Annotated in this window: 17 protein-coding genes; 12 read left to right on the top strand and 5 right to left on the bottom strand. The window is 65.1% G+C overall.

Going from position 1 to position 23,404, the window contains the following annotated elements:
- Nucleotides 1–4 precede the first annotated feature (4 nt).
- From NMB43_RS05045 to NMB43_RS05100, 12 genes are all read left to right on the top strand, one after another.
- On the top strand, nt 5–1,054 hold the full coding sequence (locus NMB43_RS05045; RefSeq protein WP_494351063.1) for a FemAB family XrtA/PEP-CTERM system-associated protein: 1,050 nt from the start codon (nt 5–7) through the stop codon (nt 1,052–1,054).
- Nucleotides 1,051–2,301 carry a TIGR03087 family PEP-CTERM/XrtA system glycosyltransferase gene (locus NMB43_RS05050; protein WP_494351064.1) on the top strand — a complete coding sequence of 417 codons (1,251 nt, stop codon included), beginning with the start codon at nt 1,051–1,053 and terminating at the stop codon, nt 2,299–2,301. Before NMB43_RS05045 ends, NMB43_RS05050 begins: the two co-directional genes overlap by 4 nt.
- Complete coding sequence (xrtA, locus tag NMB43_RS05055; protein ID WP_494351065.1) at nt 2,294–3,811, top strand: exosortase A; 1,518 nt, start codon at nt 2,294–2,296, stop codon at nt 3,809–3,811. The genes NMB43_RS05050 and xrtA overlap by 8 nt, the downstream gene beginning before the upstream one ends.
- Before the next feature lie 7 nt (nt 3,812–3,818).
- Nucleotides 3,819–4,985 carry a TIGR03088 family PEP-CTERM/XrtA system glycosyltransferase gene (locus NMB43_RS05060; RefSeq protein ID WP_494351066.1) on the top strand — a complete coding sequence of 389 codons (1,167 nt, stop codon included), beginning with the start codon at nt 3,819–3,821 and terminating at the stop codon, nt 4,983–4,985.
- Between the two features lie 15 nt (nt 4,986–5,000).
- On the top strand, nt 5,001–6,899 hold the full coding sequence (locus NMB43_RS05065; RefSeq protein ID WP_494351067.1) for an XrtA/PEP-CTERM system amidotransferase: 1,899 nt from the start codon (nt 5,001–5,003) through the stop codon (nt 6,897–6,899).
- A gap of 24 nt (nt 6,900–6,923) precedes the next feature.
- Nucleotides 6,924–8,141 carry a TIGR04063 family PEP-CTERM/XrtA system glycosyltransferase gene (locus NMB43_RS05070; RefSeq protein ID WP_494351068.1) on the top strand — a complete coding sequence of 406 codons (1,218 nt, stop codon included), beginning with the start codon at nt 6,924–6,926 and terminating at the stop codon, nt 8,139–8,141.
- The gene (locus NMB43_RS05075) at nt 8,138–9,373 is read left to right on the top strand and encodes a glycosyltransferase family 4 protein (protein WP_494351069.1); all 1,236 of its coding nucleotides are present in this window, start codon (nt 8,138–8,140) and stop codon (nt 9,371–9,373) included. The genes NMB43_RS05070 and NMB43_RS05075 overlap by 4 nt, the downstream gene beginning before the upstream one ends.
- On the top strand, nt 9,366–10,637 hold the full coding sequence (locus NMB43_RS05080; protein WP_494351070.1) for a putative O-glycosylation ligase, exosortase A system-associated: 1,272 nt from the start codon (nt 9,366–9,368) through the stop codon (nt 10,635–10,637). The genes NMB43_RS05075 and NMB43_RS05080 overlap by 8 nt, the downstream gene beginning before the upstream one ends.
- The gene (locus NMB43_RS05085; RefSeq protein WP_494351071.1) at nt 10,634–11,602 is read left to right on the top strand and encodes a polysaccharide deacetylase family protein; all 969 of its coding nucleotides are present in this window, start codon (nt 10,634–10,636) and stop codon (nt 11,600–11,602) included. The genes NMB43_RS05080 and NMB43_RS05085 overlap by 4 nt, the downstream gene beginning before the upstream one ends.
- Before the next feature lie 153 nt (nt 11,603–11,755).
- Nucleotides 11,756–14,128 carry an Ig domain-containing protein gene (locus tag NMB43_RS05090; protein WP_494351072.1) on the top strand — a complete coding sequence of 791 codons (2,373 nt, stop codon included), beginning with the start codon at nt 11,756–11,758 and terminating at the stop codon, nt 14,126–14,128.
- Between the two features lie 2 nt (nt 14,129–14,130).
- Nucleotides 14,131–15,423 (top strand): hypothetical protein, encoded by a 1,293-nt coding sequence (locus tag NMB43_RS05095; RefSeq protein WP_494351073.1) that lies wholly within the window; start codon nt 14,131–14,133, stop codon nt 15,421–15,423.
- A 168-nt stretch (nt 15,424–15,591) separates the two neighbouring features.
- Nucleotides 15,592–16,491, top strand: a complete 900-nt coding sequence (locus NMB43_RS05100) for a beta-1,6-N-acetylglucosaminyltransferase (RefSeq protein WP_494351074.1) — start codon at nt 15,592–15,594, stop codon at nt 16,489–16,491.
- 45 nt (nt 16,492–16,536) lie between these two features.
- On the opposite strand, the gene NMB43_RS05105 is transcribed toward NMB43_RS05100, so the two are convergent.
- Genes NMB43_RS05105 through NMB43_RS05125 form a run of 5 tightly spaced genes read right to left on the bottom strand, consistent with a single transcriptional unit; the run spans nt 16,537 to nt 23,330 of the window.
- Nucleotides 16,537–18,345, bottom strand: coding sequence for an asparagine synthetase B family protein (locus NMB43_RS05105; protein ID WP_494351075.1), 1,809 nt, complete (start codon nt 18,343–18,345; stop codon nt 16,537–16,539).
- Nucleotides 18,346–18,387: 42 nt separating this feature from the next.
- Complete coding sequence (locus tag NMB43_RS05110; protein ID WP_494351076.1) at nt 18,388–19,311, bottom strand: glycosyltransferase family 2 protein; 924 nt, start codon at nt 19,309–19,311, stop codon at nt 18,388–18,390.
- A 30-nt stretch (nt 19,312–19,341) separates the two neighbouring features.
- On the bottom strand, nt 19,342–20,583 hold the full coding sequence (locus NMB43_RS05115) for a pyridoxal-dependent decarboxylase, exosortase A system-associated (protein WP_494351077.1): 1,242 nt from the start codon (nt 20,581–20,583) through the stop codon (nt 19,342–19,344).
- A complete protein-coding gene (locus NMB43_RS05120) occupies nt 20,580–22,184 on the bottom strand; it encodes an acyl-CoA ligase (AMP-forming), exosortase A system-associated (RefSeq protein WP_494351078.1) in 1,605 nt (534 codons plus the stop codon). Before NMB43_RS05120 ends, NMB43_RS05115 begins: the two co-directional genes overlap by 4 nt.
- 54 nt (nt 22,185–22,238) lie before the next feature.
- Nucleotides 22,239–23,330: a glycosyltransferase WbsX family protein gene (locus NMB43_RS05125; RefSeq protein ID WP_494352116.1), complete on the bottom strand. Its 1,092-nt coding sequence runs from the start codon at nt 23,328–23,330 to the stop codon at nt 22,239–22,241.
- Nucleotides 23,331–23,404: the final 74 nt, after the last annotated feature.

The following is a 23,404-nucleotide window of genomic DNA, read 5'->3' on the forward strand; positions in this document are numbered from 1 at the left end:
AGCCATGAGTGCGTCTTCCCCCGGCGGGCTGCAGCTGCGCAACCTGCAAGAGAGTGATCGCCTGCGCTGGGACGCGTTCGTCCGCGCCTGTCCGCAGGCCAGCTTCTTCCACCTCTCGGCCTGGGCCGGTCTCATTTCCTCCGTGTTCGGTCATCGCACGCATTACGTGTTCGCCGAGCGGGGCGGAGAGATCGTGGCGGTATTGCCCCTGGTGGAGGTCAAGAGCCGCTTGTTCGGCCATGCTCTGACCTCCTTGCCCTTCGCGGTTTACGGCGGTATCGCAGGGAACGACGAGGATGCGCGGCGGGCGCTGGAGGCCCGGGCGGATTCGCTGGCGCGCGAGCTGGGTGTGAGCCACCTGGAATACCGCAACATGCAGCCGGCCAACCCCGACTGGCCGCGGCAGGACTTGTACGTGACCTTCCGCAAGACCCTGGAGGCGGACGAAGAGGCCAACATGAACGCCATTCCGCGCAAGCAGCGCGCGATGGTGCGCAAGGGCATCAAGAACGGCCTGCAGGCGACGCTGGACCCGGATGTCGAACGCTTCTTCGCGGTCTATTCCGACAATGTGCGACGCCACGGCACGCCGGCCATGCCGCGCAAGTGGTTTGCCGCATTGCGCGAGGCCTTTGGCGAGGATTGCGAGGTGATGACCATCACCGGGCCGGATGGGCAACTGCTCTCCAGCGTACTGAGCTTCTACTTCCGTGACGAGATCCTGCCCTACTATGCCGGCGACATGCCGGCTGCGCGCGATCTGGCGGCCAACGATTTCAAGTATTGGGAACTGATGCGGCGCGCACTGGCGCGCGGCTGCAAGGTGTTCGACTACGGTCGCAGCAAGGTCGGCACTGGCCCGTACAGTTTCAAGAAGAACTGGGGCTTCGAACCGACGCCGCTGTCCTACGAATACGTGCTCTACAAGCGCGACTCGGTGCCGCAGAACAACCCGATGAACCCGAAGTACCGCGCCTTCATCGCGATGTGGAAGCGCCTGCCCCTGCCGGTGGCCAACACCCTGGGCCCCTTCATCGTGCGCAACCTGGGATGAGCATGCAGAAACCGGCGCTGCTGTACCTGGTCCATCGCATTCCCTTCCCGCCCAACAAGGGCGACAAGGTGCGCTCCTACCACCTGCTGCGCCAGCTTGCTCAGGACTACCGCGTGTTTCTCGGCTGCTTCATCGATCAGCCCGAGGACTGGGCCCATGTCGACAGCCTGCGTCAATGGTGCGAGGACGTGCATGTCGAAGGTATCCAGCCGCGCAGCGCGCGCCTGCTGTCACTGCGCGGCTTGCTGAGCGGCGAGGCCCTGACCCTGCCGTACTACCGCAATGCCCGCATGCAGGCTTGGGTGGATGCGGTGCGCGTGCGCCACGATATCCGCCGCGCGGTGGTGTTCAGCTCCTCGATGGGGCAGTACCTGGATCGGCACCCGGAGCTACGACCCGTGGTCGATTTCGTCGACGTCGACTCCGCCAAGTGGACCCGCTATGCCGACGATCACGCCGGCCCCATGGCCTGGTTGTATCGGCGCGAAGGCGCCCGCCTGGCGGACTACGAGCGCGCGCTGGCGGCGCGGGCGAGCAGCAGCGTACTGGTGTCGGAAGCCGAGGCCGCACTGTTCCGCCAGGTTGCCCCGGCGCAGGCGGCGCGCATCCATGCTGTGAGCAACGGAGTGGACGCGGCCTTCTTCTCCCCCGAAAAGCGCGGGGCCAGCCCGTATGCCGAAGGCGAGCAAGCCGTGGTGTTCACCGGCGCGATGGACTACTGGCCCAACATCGACGCAGCGAGCTGGTTCGCCCAGGCCGTGTGGCCACTGTTGCGCGCGCAGGCACCGGCGGCGCACTTCTACATCGTGGGGATGAACCCCGCGCCCGAACTGCGTGCGCTGGACGGACGCGATGGCATCGTCGTCACCGGCACGGTGCCGGATGTGCGTCCCTATACCGGCCATGCGCGCGCGGTGGTGGCGCCGCTGCGCGTGGCGCGCGGGGTGCAGAACAAAATTCTGGAAGCCATGTCGATGGCCCGCCCGGTGGTGGCCTCCGCCACCTGTGCCGGCGGGCTGATGGCACAGCCTGGCGAGCATCTGCTGGTGGCGGATACGGCGGAAGAGTTTGCCAGCCAGGTCTCCGGCCTGCTGGATGGGGTCGGGCATAGCGCTGGCGACGCGCTGGGCCTGGTTGCACGCCAGTGCGTGCTGGACCACTACAGTTGGGAGGCCCACCTGGCGGTGTTCCCCTCCCTGATCGAAGCGGCTGCGATCGATAAGACGGGCGAGGTGGCGCATGCCTGAAGCGCGTTGGCGGGTGGCGAGCGTGCCGCTGCTGGGGAGCCTGCTGGCCTTCCTGGCCATCCTGGCCTGGTACTGGCCCACGGTCGGCGAGATTCGTCGCGTCTGGGACGGCTCCTCCACCTACGAGCATGGCTATGCCGTGCTGCCCTTGTGGCTGTGGTTGTTGTGGCGCGAACGTCATCGCCTGCTGGAGCAGGGCTTCCGGCCGGGCTGGCTGGCCGTGCTGTTCGTGCTGGGTGCAGGGGGCGTGTGGCTAGTGGGCGAGCTGGCCGCGGTCGGAGCGTTGCGTCACTTCGGTCTGGTCGGCATGTTGCTGGGTGGCGTGTGGCTGGTATGGGGTCATCGGACCGCCGCGCTGGCCGCCTTCCCCTTGGCCTTCCTGTTCTTCGCTGTGCCCTTTGGCGAATTTCTCGTGCCGGTATTGATGGAGCACACCGCGGACTTCACCGTGCTGGCGCTGCGCCTCACCGGCATCCCGGTCTATCGCGAGGGCCTGTCCTTCGTGATCCCCAGCGGCAACTGGTCGGTGGTGGAGGCCTGCAGCGGCATCCGCTACCTGATTGCCTCCGTCATGGTCGGCTCGCTCTATGCCTACCTGACCTATGCCAGCCTCGGCCGGCGTCTCGCTTTCGTGGCGTTCTCGTTCGTCATGCCCTTGGTGGCGAACTGGTTGCGTGCCTACCTCATCGTGATGCTGGGGCACCTCAGCGGCAACAAGCTGGCGGTGGGGGTGGATCACCTGATCTATGGCTGGCTGTTCTTTGGCCTGGTGGTGTTTGCGATGTTCTGGATCGGCGCGCGCTGGCGTCAGCCGGTGCCGCAGGATGCGCCACCCACGGGCCACGTCGGCCCGGTCGCGGCGAAGTCGCGGTTCGCCGCTGCGGTGCTGCTGGCAGTGGCTGCTGCGGCCCTGTGGAAGCCCGTGGCGCAGTGGATGCTTGATGCGCCCGTGCCTGTCGTGGCCGAGCTGCGGACGCCGCCGGCGAGTGCCGGCTGGCAGTGGACCGAGACGCCGGCGAACGGCTGGCGGCCCACCTATGCCGGCATGATCCGTAGCCTCACTCAGAGCTACCGGAAGGGGGAGGACCGGGTGCAGGTCTTCGTCTACGCCTATGCCGGCCAGCGTGACGGGCAAAAGCTGTTGCAATGGGACAACCGGCTGGTCGCCGCCGAAGAGTCGGAGCGCCCCTGGGAAGTGGTGGCGCAGGGCACGACAGTTGTCGACCTGGGTGCTGGCGAGCAGCGTGTCGAGCGCGCGCGCATCCGCGGCCGGTCCGGCAGTTATGTGGAGACCTGGCACTGGCTGATCGTGGACGAACGGCCCACGATCAGCGTGCGCGAGGCCAAGCTGTCGCTGCTGCGTGACCGCCTGTTGCGCCAGTCCGACTACTCGGCGGCGGTGTTCGTTGCCACTGATGCCGACGAGACGCGCGCGCGTGCCGTGCTGAGCGATTTCCTCCAGGCCCACGGGCGTGCGATCGGCGAGGCCGTCGCCGCGGCGGAACAGTAGGCGTCGCATGTCTGCCCTGATCGCCCATATCGTCTATAGCTTCCGCGTCGGTGGCCTGGAAAACGGCATGGTCAACCTCATCAACCGCCTGCCGCGCGAGGGCTACCGGCATGTGGTGATCGCGCTGACCGACTACGACCCGCAGTTCTGCCAGCGCATCAAGCGCGAGGACGTGCGCTTCATCGCGCTCCACAAGACGCCGGGGCATGGCGCCAAGCTGTTTCCGCGTCTCTACCGCCTGCTGCGTGAGCTGCAGCCGGACATCGTGCATACCCGAAACCTGGCGGCGCTGGAGATGAGTCTGCCAGCCTGGCTGGCGCGTGTGCCGGTGCGGGTGCATGGCGAGCACGGGCGCGACGTTGACGACCCCGATGGCAGCAACCGCGCGTACCAGTGGGTGCGTCGTGCCTACAGTCCGTTCGTGACGCAGTACATTGCCCTATCGCGCGATCTCGCGTCATATCTGACGGACATCGTGCGCATCGGATCACGTCGCGTGCTGACGATCTGCAACGGGGTGGACGCGGACCGCTTTCATCCGGCGCCGGACGCCGCGCGCGAGCCGGTCGAGGGCTCGCCCTTCGGCGCGCCGGGGCTCTATGTGTTCGGCACCGTGGGTCGATTGCAGGCGGTGAAGGACCAGATGGGCCTGCTACGTGCCTTTGCGCAGATGCGGCGCGAACAGGGCGAGGCGGTGGCGGCGGCGCGCCTGGTGGTCGTGGGTGACGGTCCCTTGCGTGGCGAGCTGGAACGCTGCATCGCCGAAGAGGGCCTGGCGGATGTGGTGTGGCTGGCCGGTGAGCGGGCCGACGTGGCCGCTTTGATGCGCAGCTTCGACTGCTTCGTGCTGCCCTCGCTGGCCGAGGGCATCTCCAACACGGTGCTCGAAGCCATGGCCTGCGGCCTGCCGGTGCTCGCTTCGCGGGTCGGTGGCAATCCGGAGCTGGTGCGCGATGGCACGGATGGCGTGCTGTTGCCGGCGGCCGACCCGGCCGCGTGGGCGGAATGCATGGCGCAATGCGTACAGCATGGCGAGCGTGGGCGGGTCATGGGCGAGGCGGCGCGTGCCCGGATCGAGGCGGAATTCAGCCTTGCCGGCATGGTGCGTCGCTACGATGAGTTGTATCAGTCGCTGCTGGCACGGGTCGGTCGCAGCGGAACCAAGCAAGTCTGAACAGGGTACGGGGACATGTGTGGAATAGCAGGGGTGTTCGATAGCAAAGGCTTGCGCGAGATCGCGCGCCCCGTGGTCGAGCGCATGAGCGAGGTGATCGCCTATCGCGGGCCGGATTCGGCCGGTTTCCATTTCGAGCCAGGCCTGGCACTGGCGCACCGCCGCCTGTCCATCATCGACGTCGCCACTGGTCAGCAGCCGCTGTTCAACGAGGATGGATCGGTCGTCGTGGTGTTCAACGGCGAGATCTACAACTTCCAGGAACTGGTGCCGGAGTTGCAGGCGCTGGGGCATGTGTTCCACACCCATAGCGACACCGAGGTCATCGTGCACGCCTGGGAGGCCTGGGGCGAGGCCTGCGTGGAGCGCTTCCGTGGCATGTTCGCCTTCGCCCTGTGGGACCGCAACCACGACACCCTGTTCCTGGCGCGCGACCGCCTGGGCGTGAAGCCGCTCTACTATGCCTTGCTGGATGACGGCACCCTGCTGTTCGGCTCCGAGTTGAAGTGCCTGCTGCAACACCCCGGCCTGTCGCGCCAGATCGACCCGCAGTGCGTGGAGGAGTATTTCGCCCTGGGCTACGTCCCCGAGCCGCGCACCATCTTCACGGCCGCGCGCAAGCTGCCGCCGGCGCACACCCTGTGCCTGCGGCGGGGTCGCCCGGCCGCCGAGCCGCGCGAGTATTGGGATGTGCGCTTCTCGCTCGATTCGCCCATCTCGCAGGAAGAGGCCAGCGAGGAGCTGACGCGCCGGCTGTACGAGTCGGTCAAGCTGCGCATGATCTCCGAGGTGCCGCTGGGCGCCTTCCTCTCGGGCGGGGTGGATTCGAGCGCGGTGGTTGCCGCCATGGCGCATGTGTCCAACGAGCCCGTCGTGACCTGCTCGATCGGTTTCGACGATCCGGCCTTCAACGAGTCGGCCTTCGCCCAGATGGTGGCCGACCGCTACCGCACGCGCCATCACCTGGACCAGGTGGCGAGCGACGACTTCGACCTGATCGACACCCTGGCGGCGCTCTACGACGAGCCTTACGCCGACAGCTCGGCGATCCCCACCTACCGTGTGTGCCAGCTTGCGCGCCGGCATGTCACTGTCGCGCTGTCGGGTGATGGCGGCGACGAGAGCCTGGGCGGTTACCGCCGCTATCGCCTGCATGCGATGGAAGAGCGCATGCGCAGCGCGCTGCCCTTGGCCCTGCGTCGTCCGCTGTTCGGCTTCCTGGGTGGGGTCTATCCGAAGGCCGACTGGGCGCCGCGCATGTTCCGCGCCAAGACCACGTTCCAGGCGCTGGCGCGCAACTCGGTGGAAGCCTATTTCCATTCCATCTCGGTGCTGCGCGACGACATGCGGCAGCAGTTGTACAGCCCGCAGATGAAGTCGCGCCTGGGCGGCTACAACGCGATCGAGGTATTCCGTCGGCATGCCGAGCGCGCCGGTACAGACGACGCGCTGGGCCTGATCCAGTACCTCGATCTCAAGACCTACCTGGTGGGCGACATCAATACCAAGGTGGACCGCGCGTCGATGGCGCATTCGCTGGAGGTGCGCGAGCCGCTGATGGACCATCCGCTGGTCGAGTGGCTGGCGACCCTGCCGTCCGACCTCAAGCTGCGCGGCATGCAGGGCAAGTACCTGTTCAAGAAGGCGCTGGAACCGTTGCTGCCGAACGAGGTGTTGTACCGTCCCAAGATGGGCTTCTCCGTGCCGCTGGCGCGCTGGTTCCGCGGGCCGCTGCGCCAGCGCGTGCGCGACGCCTTGCTGGGGTCGACCCTGGCCGACACCGGTCTGTTCAACCGCCCCTATCTGGAACACCTCGTCGACGCGCATCAGAATGGCAGCCGCGACTACAGTGCCTCGATCTGGAGCCTGCTGATGTTCGAAGCCTTCCTGCGCCAGCAGCAGCCCGCAAGCTGAACCGTATTTCCGAATCCGTACACCATGACGCTCAAAGTCCTCCACGTACTGGACCATTCCCTGCCGCTGCACAGCGGTTACACCTTCCGTACTGCCGCCATCCTGCGCGAGCAGCGTGCGCTGGGCTGGGAGACCTTCCACCTCACCTCCCCCAAGCAGGGCGAGGTGGCCTTGCCCTGCGAAGAGGCCGATGGCCTGCGTTTCTATCGCACCGCGGTGCCGCAGGGAGGTATGGCCAGCCTGCCGGTGCTGGGCGAGGTGGCCCAGATGCGGGCCACCGAGAAGCGCCTGGCGGAGCTGGTCGAGGTGCTCAAACCGGACGTGCTGCACGCGCATTCGCCGGTGCTCAACGCGATCCCGATGCTGCGCGTCGCGGCGCGTGCGCGCATCCCCACGGTCTATGAAGTGCGGGCGTTCTGGGAAGATGCCGCGGTCGATCATGGCACCACGCAAGAGGGCAGTGCGCGCTACCGCGCCACCCGCGCGATGGAGACCTGGGCGTTGCGACGGGCCGACCATGTGACGACCATCTGCGAGGGTCTGCGGGCCGACATCGTGGCGCGTGGCATTGCGGCGGATCGCGTCACGGTGATCCCCAACGCGGTGGACGTGCATTCCTTCACCCCCAGCGGACCGGCGGATGAGGCGCTCAAGGCCTCGCTGGGGCTGGCCGGCTGCACGGTGATCGGTTTCATCGGCTCCTTCTATGCCTACGAGGGGCTGGATCTGTTGCTGGAGGCCGCGCCCCGCTTGCTGCAGGCGCGCCCCGAGCTGCGCTTCCTGCTGGTCGGTGGTGGCCCGCAGGAGCAGGCGCTCAAGGCCCAGGCCCAACAACTGGGCATTGCCGACAAGGTGGTGTTCACCGGTCGCGTACCGCATGCCGAGGTGCAGCGTTATTACGACCTGGTGGATGTGTTGGCCTATCCGCGCCACCCGATGCGCCTGACCGAGCTGGTCACCCCGCTCAAGCCACTGGAGGCGATGGCACAGCAGCGCATCTTCGTGGCCTCCGATGTGGGCGGGCACAAGGAACTGGTGCGCCATGGCGAGACCGGCATCCTGTTCAAGGCCGGTGATGCGCAGGCCCTCGGCGACGCGATCCTCAAGCTGCTGGACTCCTCCGAATACTGGCCGGCCTTGCGCGCGGCTGGCCGTCGCTTTGTCGAAGACGAGCGCAACTGGAGCAACAGCGTGGCGCGCTATCGCGGCCTCTACGGCCGCTTGCTTGGGCGGGCGCTGTGACCGCCGGGCGTCCGCTCCGCACCCTGTTGTTCTCCTCGCTGTACCCATCCAGCGTGCGGCCCACGCACGGCATCTTTGTCGAGACCCGGTTACGCGAACTGCTCAAGAGTGGCGAGGTGGAGACGCGCGTGGTGGCGCCGGTGCCCTGGTTTCCGTCCACGCATCCGCGCTTCGGCGACTGGGCGAAGATGGCGGCCACCCCGTCGTTCGAATCGCGCCACGGGGTGGAGGTCCATCATCCGCGCTACGTCCTGCCGCCCAAGGTGGGCATGAACCTCGCGCCCTGGACGCTGGCCTGGGGCGCACGCGCCACCGTGGCACGGCTGATCCGCGAGGGCTTCGACTTCGACCTGATCGACGCCCACTACTACTACCCGGATGGCGTCGCCGCCGCGATGCTGGCGCGCTGGTTCAACAAGCCCTTCGTAGTCACCGCGCGTGGCACCGACCTCAACCTGATCCCGCAATATGCCTGGCCGCGCCGCCTGATCCGCGACACCGCACAGCAGGCGGCGGGCTCCATCGGCGTGTGTGCAGCCCTGATGGACGTGCTGCGCGACATGGGCGTGGCGGGCGACAAGCTGCATGTGATGCGCAATGGCGTCGATCTGGAGCGTTTCAAGCCACTGCCGCAGGCGCAGATGCGTGCCGAGCTGGGCCTGCCGACGCAGGGGCCGGTGTTGCTCTCGGTCGGCCATCTGGTCGAACGCAAGGGGCATCACGTGGCGATCGACGCCGTGGCGGCGCTGCCCGACGCCAGCCTGGTGATCGTGGGTGAGGGCGAGGAGCGTGCGCGCCTGGAAGCGCAGGTGCAGACACTAGGCCTGGGCATGCGCGTGCGCTTCGCCGGCGCGCGGCCGAACACCGAGCTGGCGCGCTGGTACAGCGCGGCCGACGTCTTGATCCTGGCTTCCAGCCGCGAGGGCTGGGCCAATGTGTTGTTGGAGAGCATGGCCTGCGGCACGCCGGTAGTCGCCACCCGCATCTGGGGTACGCCCGAGGTGGTGCAGGACCCGGCCGTGGGCGAACTGGTGGATGAGCGTGCGGGGGCGGCTTTCGCGGCCGCGCTCTTCGCCCTGCTCGCGCGCCAGCCCGATCGCGCGGCGGTCAGGCGCTACGCCGAGGGCTTTTCGTGGGAGGCCACTACGGCGGCGCAGCTTGCGCTGTTCCATCAGGTGCGCGCGCGGGGTGCGCAGGTGGCGGCGGGTACGGGAGCGATCCGGCATGCGTGATATTGCGATTACCCTTGCGGTGCTGGCCGCACTGGCGAAGGGGCTCAAGCACCCGTGGATCGCCATGATCGTGTGGGTCGTCATCAGTGTGCTCAACCCCCACCGTTTCGCGTACGGATTTGCTTACAGCGCGCCCTTTGCGATGCTGTCGGCGCTGGTGGTCTTCATCGGCCTGGCTATCACCAAAGATGAAAAGAAGTCGCCGTTCGACGTGACTGGAGTGCTGCTCACCGTCCTGACTTTATGGATGTGCGTGACGACCGCCGCCGCACTCTTTCCCGCGCCCAGTTTCGAGATGCTGGAGCGGGTACTCAAGATCAATCTGATGGCGGTGGTGGCGATCTCCTTGTTCACCACCGAGAAGCAGGTCAAGGTACTGGTGTGGGCGCTGACCTTGAGTATCGGCGTGCTGAGCGCCAAGGGCGGTTTGTTCACCCTCGCCTCGGGGGGCTCATACCGCGTGTGGGGGCCGCCATCGTCCTTCGTCGAGGACAATAATGCGTTTGCCCTGGCCTCCATCATGGCAGTGCCCTTGCTGTTCTTCCTGGCGGGCGACGTGAGCAACAAGTACCTCAAGTGGGCATTGCGTTTGGCCGCGATCCTGAGCATCTTCTCCGCACTCGGTAGCCATTCGCGCGGGGCCTTGCTGGCCATGGTGGCCATGGGCGGGTTCCTGTGGCTGAAAGGCAAGAACAAGCTGGCTTTCGGGCTCCTGATCCTCATCCTGATCCCCTTGGCCATCGCTTTCCTGCCCGACAACTGGTTCGAGCGCATGAACACGCTCAAGACCTACCAGCAGGACGAGTCCGCGATGGGGCGCATCAATGCCTGGCAGATGGCCTTCAACCTGGCCAATGACCGGATCACGGGTGGTGGCTACGCGGTGGCCAATGCCTATGTGTTCGGGCTGTATGCGCCTGATCCGAGCTGGCCGCTCACCGCCCACAGCATCTATTTCCAGATGATGGGGGAGCATGGCTGGATCGGGCTCATGCTTTATCTGGCGTTCTGGGGCTACGTCTGGCGCACCTGCGGCTGGATCAGCAAGACTGCACGCGCTCAGGCGGATCGTGAATGGATGGTCAATCTCGCCCGGATGATCCAGGTCAGCCTGCTGGCCTTCGCGGTCGGCGGCGCCTTCCTGAGTCTCAGCTATTTCGACTTCCCCTACTACCTTGCCGTGGTCGTGTCGGCCCTGCGACGGCTGTTGATGGCGCCAGCTAGGTCAGCCGTGGCAACAGGGAGTCAAGGAGCGCCAGCGTGATCAATCCCGTTCTGTCAGCCGTTTTCCCGGGGGGGCGGGGCGGCCGCCTGCCGGTGCTGATCTGGCATCGCGTCCTGGCTGAGCCGGACCCCTTGTTCCCCGAAGAGATGCACGCCGAGCGTTTCGATCGCACGATCGGCTGGCTGAGCCGCTACTTCCGGGTGCTGCCCCTGGGCGAGGCGGTCGCCCGCATGCGTGACGGGCAACTGCCGGCACGCGCCCTGGCGATCACTTTCGACGATGGCTACGCGGACAATCTGCATGTCGCTCACCCCATCCTGCGCAAGCACGGCGTGTCCGCGACTTTTTTCATCGCCACCGGTTTCCTGAACGGGGGGCGAATGTGGAACGACACGATCATCGAGAGCATCCGCCATTGGCAGGGGGATCTGTGCGATGCCGGCCCCTTCGGCCAATTCAGGCTGGATTCTGTCGCCGCGCGGAGACAGGCCATCGACGCCATCCTCGGCCAGGCCAAATACCTGGAGTTTGCGGAGCGCAGCCGCTTTGTGGATGACTTTGCCCGTCGTAGTGGTGCCCCCCTGCCCGCGAACCTGATGATGACGAGCGACGAAGTCCGTGCACTGGCGGCCGGTGGGCAGGAGATCGGTGCCCACACGCGTCTTCATCCCATTCTGGCGCGACTACCCTCCGACCAGGCGCGCAGTGAGATCCTGGACGGCCGGCGCGAGCTGGAAGACATGCTGGGCGCGCCGATCCGTCTGTTTGCCTATCCGAACGGGCGCCCCAGGCAGGACTACACCGCAGAGCACGTCCACATGGTGCGCGAGGCTGGATTCGATGCAGCGGTGTCGACGGCATCCGGCGCGTCGCGGCCTGGTGACGATCTTTTCCAGTTGCGCCGCTTCAGCCCCTGGGACCGGAGTCGCCTCGCCTTCCTGGCGCGCCTGACGCTCAATGCGCGTCAGTCCACCTCGCCGGCGCTCGCCAGCCTCGCCCGATGAACGCCGCCTAAGGGGCGCAGCCGCCCACTGGTCAGCCCTGGCGTACGTTATTCGGGCGGTCCTCAGGAAGCGCCGATCCACTCCGTAGTTGCGTGTGTAACATCCGGCGGGCAGGTTGATGCCTGTATTCGGTGCTTGGCATGAGGCGGCAAGATGAACACGGAAATCCTTCACAAGCGTAGAACCCTGATCAAGGCCTTGATGGCCTCGTGGGGGAGCGCGGGCCTGGTCGCGTGTGGCGGAGGCGGGGGCGGCGGAGCGAGCACCACCAGCGCGGCTGGCAGCAGCAGCGGCGGCGGGGGCGGCAACGGCGGGGGAGGGGGCGTCAGCCCGATCACCATCTCGGCTATCCCCCAGATCGTGTTCACCGGCGGCGTCGCGGCGACCCATGCGTTCAGCCAATACGTGCAGATTCCACCGGGCTATGAAGCACCGACTTACACCCTGGTGGGGGTACTCCCCGCCGGGCTCAGCTTCGACCAGAAGACTGGCATCCTCAGTTACGACGGCTCCGGCTCCAGCGTGCAACTGACCAATGTGAGCCTGAGTGTCAGTGCCAATCCGCTGGGCAATTTCGTTACCTCCTTTACCCTCACCTCCAGTGCCGGCGGCAGTCTGCTGCCCTGGACGATGGGGCACTTCTTCCGCCAGGGTGATGTTCCGAACGGTGAAACACTGTACGCCGACGTCGACGATTTTCAGGCGGTGATCCGCAATCGCTGGCCGGATGGCTCGGTCAAGTTTGCCGTCCTGTCCGGACGTTGCAACCTGAATGCGGGGGTGGCGCGCACCGTGCAACTGACGCGTGTCGCGGCGAGCGCACAGACGGCCGTGTCGCTGACCGATCTGACCCAGGCCAATCCGCAGATCAGCGTGCAGGTCGGCGGGTTTGGCACGGTCAATCTGGGGAGTGTCATCGGAACCCCGCACCGCCAGCTTCTCGCTGGACCGGTGTGCAGTGAATGGCAGTACCGCCTGACGGTTGATGCGCAACTGACGGTCTGGCTCTATGTGCGCCTGTACAAGGGCGGGCGTGTCGAGTGCATGGCCAGCATCGAGAATGGCTGGTTCAACTTTACTGGGGCGATCAACAAGCCGGCCCAGGTGGTGGTCACGTTGAACGGCACGGTCGCCTACGACTCGGGCAGCGCCATCGACATCAAGCACCACACCCGCATGGTGTGTACGACCGGCTATAGCGGCAAGCTGTGGATCGGCGGCGACCCAGGCGTGATTCCGGCGCACAACACGAGCTACCTGCAACGGACGGGCGCCGTGCCGGCCTACCTGGTGCAGAGCGTCAATGCCAACACGCTCAATGGGCTGTCACAGGCCTACGTGCCCTATGCCCAGCACAATCTGCCGGGTAACTCGCTGGGCGGAGGCGGGGCGCACCCCTCCATCGGCTGGCTGCCGCGCTGGGATGCCTGCTACGTGGTCAGTGCCGACGCGCGCGCCTACCGCGCAGTGCTGGTCAACTCCTTCGCATCTGCTGCTTATTCCTATCACTTCCGCAACGGCACAAGCGGCAACGTGGTGGCCTATGGCGACGCCCCGACCACCGGGATTGGCCAGTCAGCCGGCAGCAACTCCGCTTATGGCGGGCGGGCCTACTACTCGGGGCAGTACGGGACCGACTGGGACATCTCGCATGGCTGGATTCCAGGCTACCTCGCTTATCTGCTGACGGGCGACTGGTGGCACCTGGAGGAGCTGCAGTTCGTGGTGAAGTGGGTGCACTACACCAGCAATGTGTCCTATCGGGGCAATGCGACGGGCCTGATGGTGCGCAACCTGCAGACACGCGGCACCGCCTGGGCCTTGCGCAATTGCGCCATGGCGGCTGCGATCACCCCGGACAGCGACAGCGAGCGCGCAGCCTACTGCAACGCCGTCGGCGCCTCGTTGAGCTGGATGCGCGGTTACCACACCAATGGGCTGGGCTTGTTCATCGAACCCGATCAGGCTGGCTGGGGAGACCCGGGCGGGCAACGTACCTGGATGAGTGATTACGTGGTGGGTTGCATCGCCTGGGCGCTCGACCAGAAACTCCTGGCCGGCCAGCAATTGGCCGACGCGCAGGCGGTGATGAACTGGTGTGGGGCGGGGTTGGTGCAGCGCATGTCGGATGGAACGAATCCGAATGGATGGCACTGGGCGCGCCAGCCGTATTCGCCGACCGTCAGTGGCGCAGCCTTCCCGCAGAACCAGCAGCAAGCGAACCTGGATGCGAACTGGGGGGTGGCGTTCCAGCGCTGGTTCGGGCGTGCCAACGGCACCGACCTGGACAATGGAGTCATCTATGGTGGCTGGACGGATGAGCGCAACTTGACGACTTACATCGCCGCGTCGAGTTGGGGAGCCAACTATTTCGAGTACGCGATGAATGCCTTGGCGCAGTGTGTCAACCAAGGGGTGCCGGGAGCCGCGACAGCGTTCGCGCGCATCACGAGCGCGTCGAACTATGCGAGTTGTCGTAACTCGCTGGCCAACGACCCGACCTGGGGTGTGGGGCCGAGGAGCTGAGCATGCCAACCGTTCTGTCGAATACCTTTTCTGTTTTGATCAGTCAGGCTGCCGCGGCGACCTGGTCCAAAGACAATGTGCCGGGCAGCTACGATCCCGCCACGGATGCGTGGACGCCCGGTCGGGGTAGCGATGGCCGGGTGACCGCCATGAGCTGGAACCTGGTGCCGCTGAACCGTTGGGTGCGCGTGGCCAGCACGCGCATGGATGTGCTGGAGAGCGCGGTGAAGGCGGCCATCCCCGCCTGGAACGACCGCGGAACCGGGGACTGGAACGGGGTGCTGAAGGCCTGGAGCGGCATGGCGCTTGATCCTTCCCGCCCGCGCGCTTTCTTCTTCGGTGGGGGGCACCACGACTCGGCCAACAACGGCGTGTATCGCTTCGATTTGGACAAGATGGCCTGGGCGGTGCAGAAGCTGCCGACCGATCCGGCACAGTTCGACTCACGTTACACCACCGCGGGCACCGGATCGTTTACGAACTACCCGCCTGCGGCGGATTTCGAGGCGGCTAATCCAACGAACTACAGTGTGAAGTCAGATTGCTTCTACCCGTTCGCACCGCTTGAGCCGACAGCTCGTCACACCTATGGGTCGCTGGTGTTCAATCCCTCGCGCAACGAATTGTTCATGGGCTGCCGACGCATGTGGTCCCTGGACCTCAACACCAATCTCTGGTCTGTCTCGAACCAGCACGCCCAGCAAGGTTCGAACAACTGGTCGATCGGCGAGAACATGTTCTGCTGGTGGGATAACTATCGCGGCAAGTACATCGTGAATGCCACGCAGAATGGCAATGCGGGGCAGAACCTGGAGTTCGACCCAGTGACCAAGACGACGACACTGTCGAACGTCAATATCCAGGCTGGCGACTATTACTGGGCCACGGCCAAGTGCCTGCACGACGATACGCTGTACTCTTACTGTCGTCCGGACTCCATCCGCTCTGCCGAGCTGAGCATCCTCAACATCAAGACCAATCAGCGGACCAGCCTGGCTGTCACTGGCCTGGCTTCGGATACCTACACCACGTCCTGGTATGACGGAGGTGGCCTGACCTATGTCCCCGAGTTGGGGAAGCTCCTGTTGGCCAGTCACTCCCAGTCGCAGAACAAGCTGCGGCTGTACTGGATCGACCCGGCCACCGGCGTCATGAGCGACGCCGCAATGCCAGGCGCATTCCTTGCGAACGCGCACGGGCTGGTCGAGACCAAGATGGCTTATGTGAAGCAACTGGGCGCGGTGCTCTTCGTCGACAGCGCGGACAACGATATCCGCATTCTGCGCGTGGCCTGACATTCCTCAGGGCGCCCACGGGCGCCCTGAGGATTTGCTCTCATTTCCTGCGCCGCGACCGGCGATGGAATGTTGAACCTGCCTTGAAGTTCGCACGGGATGACTTGGTAAGCCGCCCGCGTGGCGGGGACGTACAATCCGCTCTCCTGTACCTGGCACGGGGGCGCCATGGCCGAAGTCGCAGCACAGCCAATCCAGTCAGTAGGCTCAGAATGGTCCGGCCATGCGGTCGTGCTGATGGTTTTCCAGAAACCGGAGCAGACTCGCTGGCTGGTCGAGCAACTCATCCGTCTCGGCGCTTTTGTGCTCCTGCATGTCGACCGGAAGAGCCTGCCGCGGTTTGCCGATCTCCTCGAACATCTCGCCACCAGCGAGCGGGTCGCCATCGTGCAGGAGCCGGTGTCGGTCAATTGGGCGGGGTTCTCCCAGGTCGAGGCCACCCTGCGCGGCATCTCGCTCGCTCAGGCAAAGTGTCCTGATTACCGGGTGCTGCACCTCATGAGCGGAGAGTGCCTGCCCCTGCTTTCCTTTAACGAGATGGATCGCATCATGCGTGCAGAGCATGCCGATGAAGATCTGCTCGACTCCCATTGGAAGCCCGAGTACGCCTGGCGCATCAACCGTTACAACATCTTCGGTGAGCATCCGAAGAACCGTACTCACTGGTACAACCTCGCCTTCAAGAAGCTCAGGGATGCGCAACGCCCATTCCCGCCGCGCCGGAACTTCTCGGTTGAGGAAATCCTCAAGGGCAGTACTTGGTGGTCGATTCGGGCTGGGTCATTGCACAAGATGTTCGAGGGCGTCGACCTGCAGGATTACTGCGGGAGATTCCGCTGGACGCGCTGTGCGGACGAGCACTTCTTCCAGATTCTTCATCGGCGGGCAGGCCTCCGAGTCGCGGAAGCGGGCAATCGTCGTTTCGATGAATTCCCGCCGGGGGCGGCCAGCCCGCGCTATCTGACGCTTGAAGACGTGAATGCCGCTCGCGCCAGAGGCTGCTTCTTTGCCAGGAAGGTCGAACTAGATGCCGCACAGCGTTACTGGGAGAGCCGTGCTGAGCGCTGACGCCGTCTCGGGCCTGTCCTGGGACCGTGTTCGGTGGCCGTCGGCTCAGGACTGGGAACGGTAGTCCGGCGCGTGCTGGCGTAGCCAGTGCTCCAGCATCTCGCAGATCCACACCATCTCACCGTAGTAACCAGGATGCTCGGCCAGCCGGCGCTGCATCAGCTCATCCAGGAAGTCCGCACGAACGATCCCGCGTGTGGCCAGGCTGCGTAGCGCGTCGCTCGCCTGCGCGCGCAATCCGTCGTGCTTGAGCGTCCAGGGGCCGAAGGGCAGGCCGAAACCGTGCTTGGGTTTGGTCAGGATCTCGGGTGGCAGGAAGTGGCGTAGCGCGTCCTTGAAGAACCAGCGCAGTTGCTGTCCCTTGAGCTTGAAGTGGGGCGGCAGGCGGGCGGAGAAGTCCACCAGGTCATCGTCCAGTAGCGGGAAGGCCACCTCGACCCCGGCCAATTGCGTGCTGCCGATCACCTTGGGCAGATCGGTGTCTGCCAGCGTGAAGCGCCAGTCGAAGCCGAGCTGACGGTTGATCAGCGACATGCCCTCGATGGCGTTCCATACCGCACGCTGCAGGACCATCGGCGCTTCACCGTCAATCTGGGTCAGGAAGCCGGCCTCGAAGACATTTGTCATGCCCAGACGGTGCAGCAGGTTGTAGCGCTCGGTGCGATCCGGCAACGGGGTGCGGGCCTGCTCCATGTAACTGGCCGCTTTGCTGGCAAGCGGCAGGCTGCGCACCCAGCCCTGCGAGAGCAGGGGCTCGACGAGCCCGCGCCGCAGCGGCGCGGGAATCCGCTTGTAGTGTTCGAACACGCGTTGCTTGGCATAGCGCGTGTTGCCGCCAAACAGTTCGTCGCCCCCGTCACCGGCCAGCATGCGGGTCACGCCATCGGCGCGCGCCAGCTTGGCGCAGTAGTAGGCCGGGACGGCCGAGGAGTTGCCGAAGGGTTGGTCGTAGTGCGCAGCCACCAGCGGAATGCCTGTCAGCAAGTCGTCTGGCGTGATGTAGTACTCGTGGTGCTGCGCGCCATAGTGCTTGGCGGTGATGCGGGCGTACTCCATCTCGTCGTAGCCCTCGGCTTCGAAGCCGATCGAGTACGCCTGCACGGGTGCTCCGCCTTCCTGCGCCAGCATGCCGACCACGGTGGAACTGTCGGTGCCGCCGGACAGGAAGGCGCCGATGTTTCCTTCACCTGCCGCCTCGCGACGAACCGATTCGCGCACCAGGGTGCGGAAGGATTCGCCCAGCGACTTGGCGTCGGCGTCCTTGGGTTCCTCGAAACGTGGTGACCACCAGCAGCGCGTGCTGACGCCGTCAGGCTTGCCGCATAGCAGACCCGCCGGTTCGAGGCGACGGATGTTCCGGAACACGGTGTCGGGTGCCGGAATGACATGGAAATACAGGTAGTTGAAGAGCGCTTGCGGCGAGAGCTCCTTGCTCACCGGAACCTGATCCGCGCGGTCCGAGAGGCTCACACGGGTACCCTCGACGTGATAGCAGAAACCGTGCGTATTGAAACGATCGGAGGCCAGGCCAAGCTGCCGCGACGAGGTGTCCAGCCACAGCAGGCTGAAGCGTCCGGCCAACTGATTCAGCACCTCCTCCGGGCGAGCCAGCAACCAGGGCAGCAGGCATCCCCAGCCCTCTTGTTTGATCTGCTGGGCCAGGCGTGCCTCGCGCGGTGCGGGCCGGCCACTCAGAATCAGGCAGGCTGAGTCTTGGTATGCCACCGTCCAGCCAGGGCCGCGCAGCGTGACATCCACCCCCGGTGCGACCAAGCGGATCTCTCCTTCAGTCTCCCGTTGCGTGTGAAGTGGGCCGGTATTCAGAGAGGCGATGTCGATCTGACCGATGAGCATGATGGGTTTGATAAGGTGAAGAGGGAGTGTCTGGGGGGGGGCTTACTGCGGGGACGCTTTGGGTGCTACGCGGCGAACCAGCGATTTGCCCAATCGTGCCAAGGCATCCACCCGATGTGGCCCCTGTGCCAGCAGTCTGCCGAAGGTGCGCAAACCGGTCCCCAGGTCGCCGCGTGCGCAGTGGGCGTCGGCAAAATGGCTCCAGCCCTGATAGCGGCGTCGGGCCAGTTCGGTGTGGTCTACCTCTGTGCCGTCAGGTGATTGAAGACCGTACTGCGCGATCAGTCGCTCACGCATCAGCTCCGTTGTATTGGTGGGAGCGACTTTGCGTGACAGCGAGCCTGGGTGCTGGCGGTACAGCACCATGGGCTCGGCCAGCTTGATGAAGCGGAATTGCCGGCTTGCCCGCACGAAGTATTCCCAATCGTCCGTCTGGTGGTCCTCGCACAGGAATGGGCCCGTCGCCTGCCAGGCCGAACGGCGGAACAGCATGGAGGAGGGCAAAGCCCAGTTGGTCAGCAGCAGCTTGTGATAGATCCAGCCACTGAGCGCGGGGGCAACGTGTCCCGCACGCGGCTGGCCAATGAACGCCTGCCAATCACCACCGGGCCAGCTTTCGAACTCGGTGAAGCAGTAGGCGTGATCGGCGCGCGCATCCAGCGCAGCGATCTGCAGTCGTAGTTTGGCCGGATGCCAGATGTCGTCGCTGTCGAGCAAGGCGATGAACTCGGAGTCGCTCTCTGCGATACCCCGGTTGCGCGAGGCCGACATGCCCGCGTTGGCCTGGGAGATCACGCGCACGCGCGGGCCGTAGGAGGCGGCGACTTCTGCCGTCTGGTCGCGTGAGCCGTCGTTCACGACCACGATCTCCAGGTCGTCGAACTGCGACGTCAGGGTCGTCTGCAAGGTGGGCCCGAGCAAGGCGGCTGCGTTGTAGGCGGGGATGATGACGCTGACGCGGGGCATCGTGTTCTCCTGTGTCTTGCGTGCGTGTGACTACACCAGCACTTCCACCACGGGGGGCTGGCTCAGGAAGTCGCGCGGGCTGGCGGTGTAGCCGTAGGCACCGGACTGGAACACCACGACCAGATCGCCGGGTTCGGCACGGGCGAGTTCCATGCGCTCGGCCAGCAGATCCAGCGGCGTGCACAAGGGGCCGACCACCGAGGCGACTTCGGTTAGCTCGCTGTCCATGCGATTGCCAATGACAACCGGGTAGTTCTTGCGGATCACCTGGCCGAAGTTACCGGAGGCGGCGAGGTGGTGATGCAGGCCGCCGTCGGCCACCAGATAGGGCAGACCGCGCGATACCTTCTTGTCGGTCACCCGGCAGACATACAGGCCGGCTTCGCCGACGAGGTAGCGGCCCAGTTCGATCACGATTTCCGTGCCAGGCAGCGCTTGGGCTGCGCGGGCGAGTATTGCGTCGAGGTTGGCGCCGACGGGCGCGAGATCGAGCGGTGTCTCACCCGGGAAATAAGGGATGCCGAAACCGCCCCCCAGGTTGAGCACGCGCACCGGAGCGGGTGCGGTCTCGGCCAGGCGCAGGGCCAGCTCGAAGCTCTTCTGCTGCGCCTCGACGATGGACTCGGCTTTCAGGTTTTGCGAGCCGGCGTAGAGGTGAAAGCCTTCGAAGCTCAGCCCCAGCGTGCCGATCTCGCGCAACAGATCGGGCACCTGCTCGGCGTCCACGCCGAACTGCTTGGGGCCGCCGCCCATCTTCATGCCGGAGGATTTCAGTTCGAAGTCCGGATTCACGCGCACCGCCACGCGCGGCGTCCACCCGGTGCGTGCGCCGATGTCGGCCAGCACGCGCGCCTCGCGGAAGGATTCGACATTGAGCAGCACGCCGGCCGCGACCGCCTGGGTCAGTTCGGCCTCGCTCTTGCCGGGACCGGCAAAGCTGATTTCGCGCGGGTCCATGCCACTATCGAGCGCGACGCGCAGCTCGCGGCCGGAGGCGACATCCAGGCCGTCGACCAGGCCTGCCATGAAGCCCACCAGTGCCGGCATCGGGTTGGCCTTCATCGCATAGTGCAGCGACAGCGCGGCGGGTAGCGCAGCGCGCAACTCTTCCACGCGACGCTGCAGTACGCTGCGGTCATACACGTAGAACGGCGTCTGGCCGACGCGCGCGACCAGCCGGCTCAGGGGCATGCCACCCACCTGCAGTTCACCGTGTTGCTGTGGGAAATATGACTGGGGCGCGTGGCGCGGGGCTTGGCGGACTTCGCTCATTGCGGGGCCTGTTCGAACAGAGTCTGGAATTCGCCCGACAGCAGCTTGCGGTCGATCTTGCCGTTCGGGTTGCGGGGCAGCGGACCTGGGCGGAGCTCGATGCGCGAGGGGACCTGGTAAGCCGGGCAGTCACGCTTGAGCTGCGCGAGCAGTGCGTCGGTATCCAGCGTGCCTTCGGCGGGGGCGGTGACGATCAGCACGATGGCCTGGCCCATGGCGGGGTGCGGCACACCGAAGGCCGCGCACTCGCCGACCATCTGGGTGGCATAGACTACTTCTTCGATCTCGGTCGGGCTGATGCGATAACCCGACACCTTGATCATCTCGTCGCGGCGCCCGATGAAATACAGGAAGCCCTCTTCGTCGCGGCGCACGGTGTCGCCCGAGAACACTGCGATCTCGGGCAGCACCAGACCGTTCGGACGCAGATTGGCGGGCAGGGGCTTGAAACGCTCGGCGGTCTTCTCCATGTCGTTCCAGTAGCCCATGGCGACCAGTGCCCCGCGCTGGACCAGTTCGCCCGGTTCGTTGGGTGCGCACTCCGTGCCGTCTTCACGCAGCACCAGCACCTCGGAGTTCGGGATCGACTTGCCGATCGAGTCCGGGCGACGATCCACTTCACTGGGGTCGAGATAAGTAGCGCGGAAGGCCTCGGTCAGCCCGTACATGAGGAAGGGCTTGGTCTTGGGGAGACGTTCGCGCAAGGCCTTGAGCGTCTCGAAAGGCATGCGCCCGCCGGTGTTGGCGATGTAGCGCAGATGCTCGCCAATGCTCACCGGCCATTGCACCTGGGTGAGCTGGATCCACAGCGGCGGCACGGCGGTAAGCCCGGTCACCTTCTCGCGCTCCAGCGCCTTGATCACATCGCGCGGCATCAGGTAGTTCAGCAGCACCACGCGCGCACCCGAATGGAAGGCCGTGGTCAGTTGCGAGAAGCCGGCGTCGAAGGACAGTGGGAGCGCGGCGAGCAGGGTGTCTTCCGCATGGTTGCCGAGGTAACTCGCCACACTCTTCGCCCCAGCGACCATGTTGCGATGGCTCAGCACCACGCCCTTGGGGCGCCCGGTGCTGCCTGAGGTGTAGAGGATGGACACCATGTCGGCATCGGTCACCCGATGCCCCGGCCGCGCCGGGCTTGCCATGGCGGCGGACCAGGAATGCAGCGCGTGTGTCGCCGCGCCGCCCTCGGGTGTCTGCGCACCTTCGGTCAGGATCACATGCTTGAGATCGGGGCATTGGGCGAGCGTCTCGCCCAGCAGCGCATAGCGCTCCGGCGAAGTCAGCAGCAGGCTGACATTGCAATCGCGCAGGATGTAACCGACCTGCTCAGGCTTCAGCAAGGGATTGATCGGCACGAACACGCAGCCCGCCGCCGCCGCCCCGAACGCCCCGAAGACGAACTCGGCGCGCTTGTCGAGGTAGATCGCGACGCGGGCAGCGCGGGGGAGGCCGAGGTCGAGCAGCGCGCTGGCGAAGTTGGTGCAGCTTTCCGCCACAAGCTGATAGCTGAACGTACTGTCCTGGTAGGTCAGTGCCGGACTCGTCGGACGACTCGCGGCCGACAGTAATGGAAGGTGATGCAGCAGATGAGCGTCGTGCATAGCTATGCCTGTCTGAAAGTAGGCCTTGGATCTGAGGCCGTCAGGTCAGAGACTTTAACCAAGTAGAACCCGTCGAGTCGCGTCCAGATACTGGTGGCCAAATTGACGGTCCGGTTCAAGATAATTTCCTTCCGCCCACTCGTTCCAGGATTTGATGAACACGATTCTGTGTTCCGGGCTCTCGTCGGCGACTCGGGCGACTGCCTTCTCCAACACCTGCTGATACAACTCGGGCGTGGCGCCATCAAGCACCATGCCTTTCGCGCCACTGCGAGGCGTGTTGTCCCAGTTCGGAATCACACATGGGAAACTCGTGATCCGGTCAAAGCGAGGCGTGATCATTTTGTCGATCACACTCCGATAGGGATGAATTGTGGGCTGACGCATCAGGTCCATCAATTTCCCTTTGATTTTCTGGTAGGGGTTGGACCATGGCACCCAGGTCCTACGCTTGGGTGGAAGTCGCGTGATCACCGAAGCGTCAAACCCATGAAGGGCCGGCTCCCAATCTGGGTCGCCGATGCTCGCAGCAAGGTATAGGCCCGGCAGCCCAGCCTTGACCGCCAGCTCTCGCCAGAGGTCCGTCGTTCTTTGCGGGTCAGGAACGTCGGTCGGATTGAATACAACAAACAATGGCTTACCGTCTACCTTGATGTAGCGAGAATCTGTGAACGCGGGCAACAGCGCGTTGAAGTGCTGAATGTGATCCTCTTTTCCCGGGTAGGTCTGCTCGATGAGCACACGATTACTCAGCCCGTGCCAGATTCCAGACCATGTCTGGTTCGCCCAGCAGAGGCAGAAGGGAAAATCGGGTTGCCGGGATGCGAGTACTTCATTGAAAGGCCGTTCGATGATTCGGCGCCCGGCGAACCAATAGTGGTAGTAACAGAACCCCTCTATGCCAGCTTCCCGCGCGAGCAGCGCTTGCTGCTCCCTTGTTTCCGCCAGTCGTAAGTCGTAAAAGCCGAGATCCGCGGGGAGGTGTGGCTGATGATGTCCACGAAAGAGAGGGCGCGCCTTGGCGACATTGATCCACTCCGTGAATCCAGGCCCCCACCATTCATCATTTTCGGAAATGGGGTGGTACTGAGGCAGGTAGAAGGCAATTGCTCTGGCTCGGGGCGTGCGTGCAGACCGTTCGCTCATGTAGATCAAGAGAGTTGTTGGGTTTTCTAGTTGCGTTATGCAATACGCAATGCACGCCTCACCACCGATAGTCG

It is taken from the genome of Uliginosibacterium sangjuense (genome assembly GCF_059132465.1).

Coding starts and splice junctions, on each gene's coding strand:
- NMB43_RS05045 (WP_494351063.1), top strand. CDS start 5: ATGAGTGCGTCTTCCCCCGGCGGGCTGCAGCTGCGCAACCTGCAAGAG.
- NMB43_RS05050 (WP_494351064.1), top strand. CDS start 1,051: ATGAGCATGCAGAAACCGGCGCTGCTGTACCTGGTCCATCGCATTCCC.
- xrtA (WP_494351065.1), top strand. CDS start 2,294: ATGCCTGAAGCGCGTTGGCGGGTGGCGAGCGTGCCGCTGCTGGGGAGC.
- NMB43_RS05060 (WP_494351066.1), top strand. CDS start 3,819: ATGTCTGCCCTGATCGCCCATATCGTCTATAGCTTCCGCGTCGGTGGC.
- NMB43_RS05065 (WP_494351067.1), top strand. CDS start 5,001: ATGTGTGGAATAGCAGGGGTGTTCGATAGCAAAGGCTTGCGCGAGATC.
- NMB43_RS05070 (WP_494351068.1), top strand. CDS start 6,924: ATGACGCTCAAAGTCCTCCACGTACTGGACCATTCCCTGCCGCTGCAC.
- NMB43_RS05080 (WP_494351070.1), top strand. CDS start 9,366: ATGCGTGATATTGCGATTACCCTTGCGGTGCTGGCCGCACTGGCGAAG.
- NMB43_RS05090 (WP_494351072.1), top strand. CDS start 11,756: ATGAACACGGAAATCCTTCACAAGCGTAGAACCCTGATCAAGGCCTTG.
- NMB43_RS05095 (WP_494351073.1), top strand. CDS start 14,131: ATGCCAACCGTTCTGTCGAATACCTTTTCTGTTTTGATCAGTCAGGCT.
- NMB43_RS05100 (WP_494351074.1), top strand. CDS start 15,592: ATGGCCGAAGTCGCAGCACAGCCAATCCAGTCAGTAGGCTCAGAATGG.
- NMB43_RS05105 (WP_494351075.1), bottom strand. CDS start 18,345: ATGCTCATCGGTCAGATCGACATCGCCTCTCTGAATACCGGCCCACTT.
- NMB43_RS05110 (WP_494351076.1), bottom strand. CDS start 19,311: ATGCCCCGCGTCAGCGTCATCATCCCCGCCTACAACGCAGCCGCCTTG.
- NMB43_RS05115 (WP_494351077.1), bottom strand. CDS start 20,583: ATGAGCGAAGTCCGCCAAGCCCCGCGCCACGCGCCCCAGTCATATTTC.
- NMB43_RS05120 (WP_494351078.1), bottom strand. CDS start 22,184: ATGCACGACGCTCATCTGCTGCATCACCTTCCATTACTGTCGGCCGCG.
- NMB43_RS05125 (WP_494352116.1), bottom strand. CDS start 23,330: ATGAGCGAACGGTCTGCACGCACGCCCCGAGCCAGAGCAATTGCCTTC.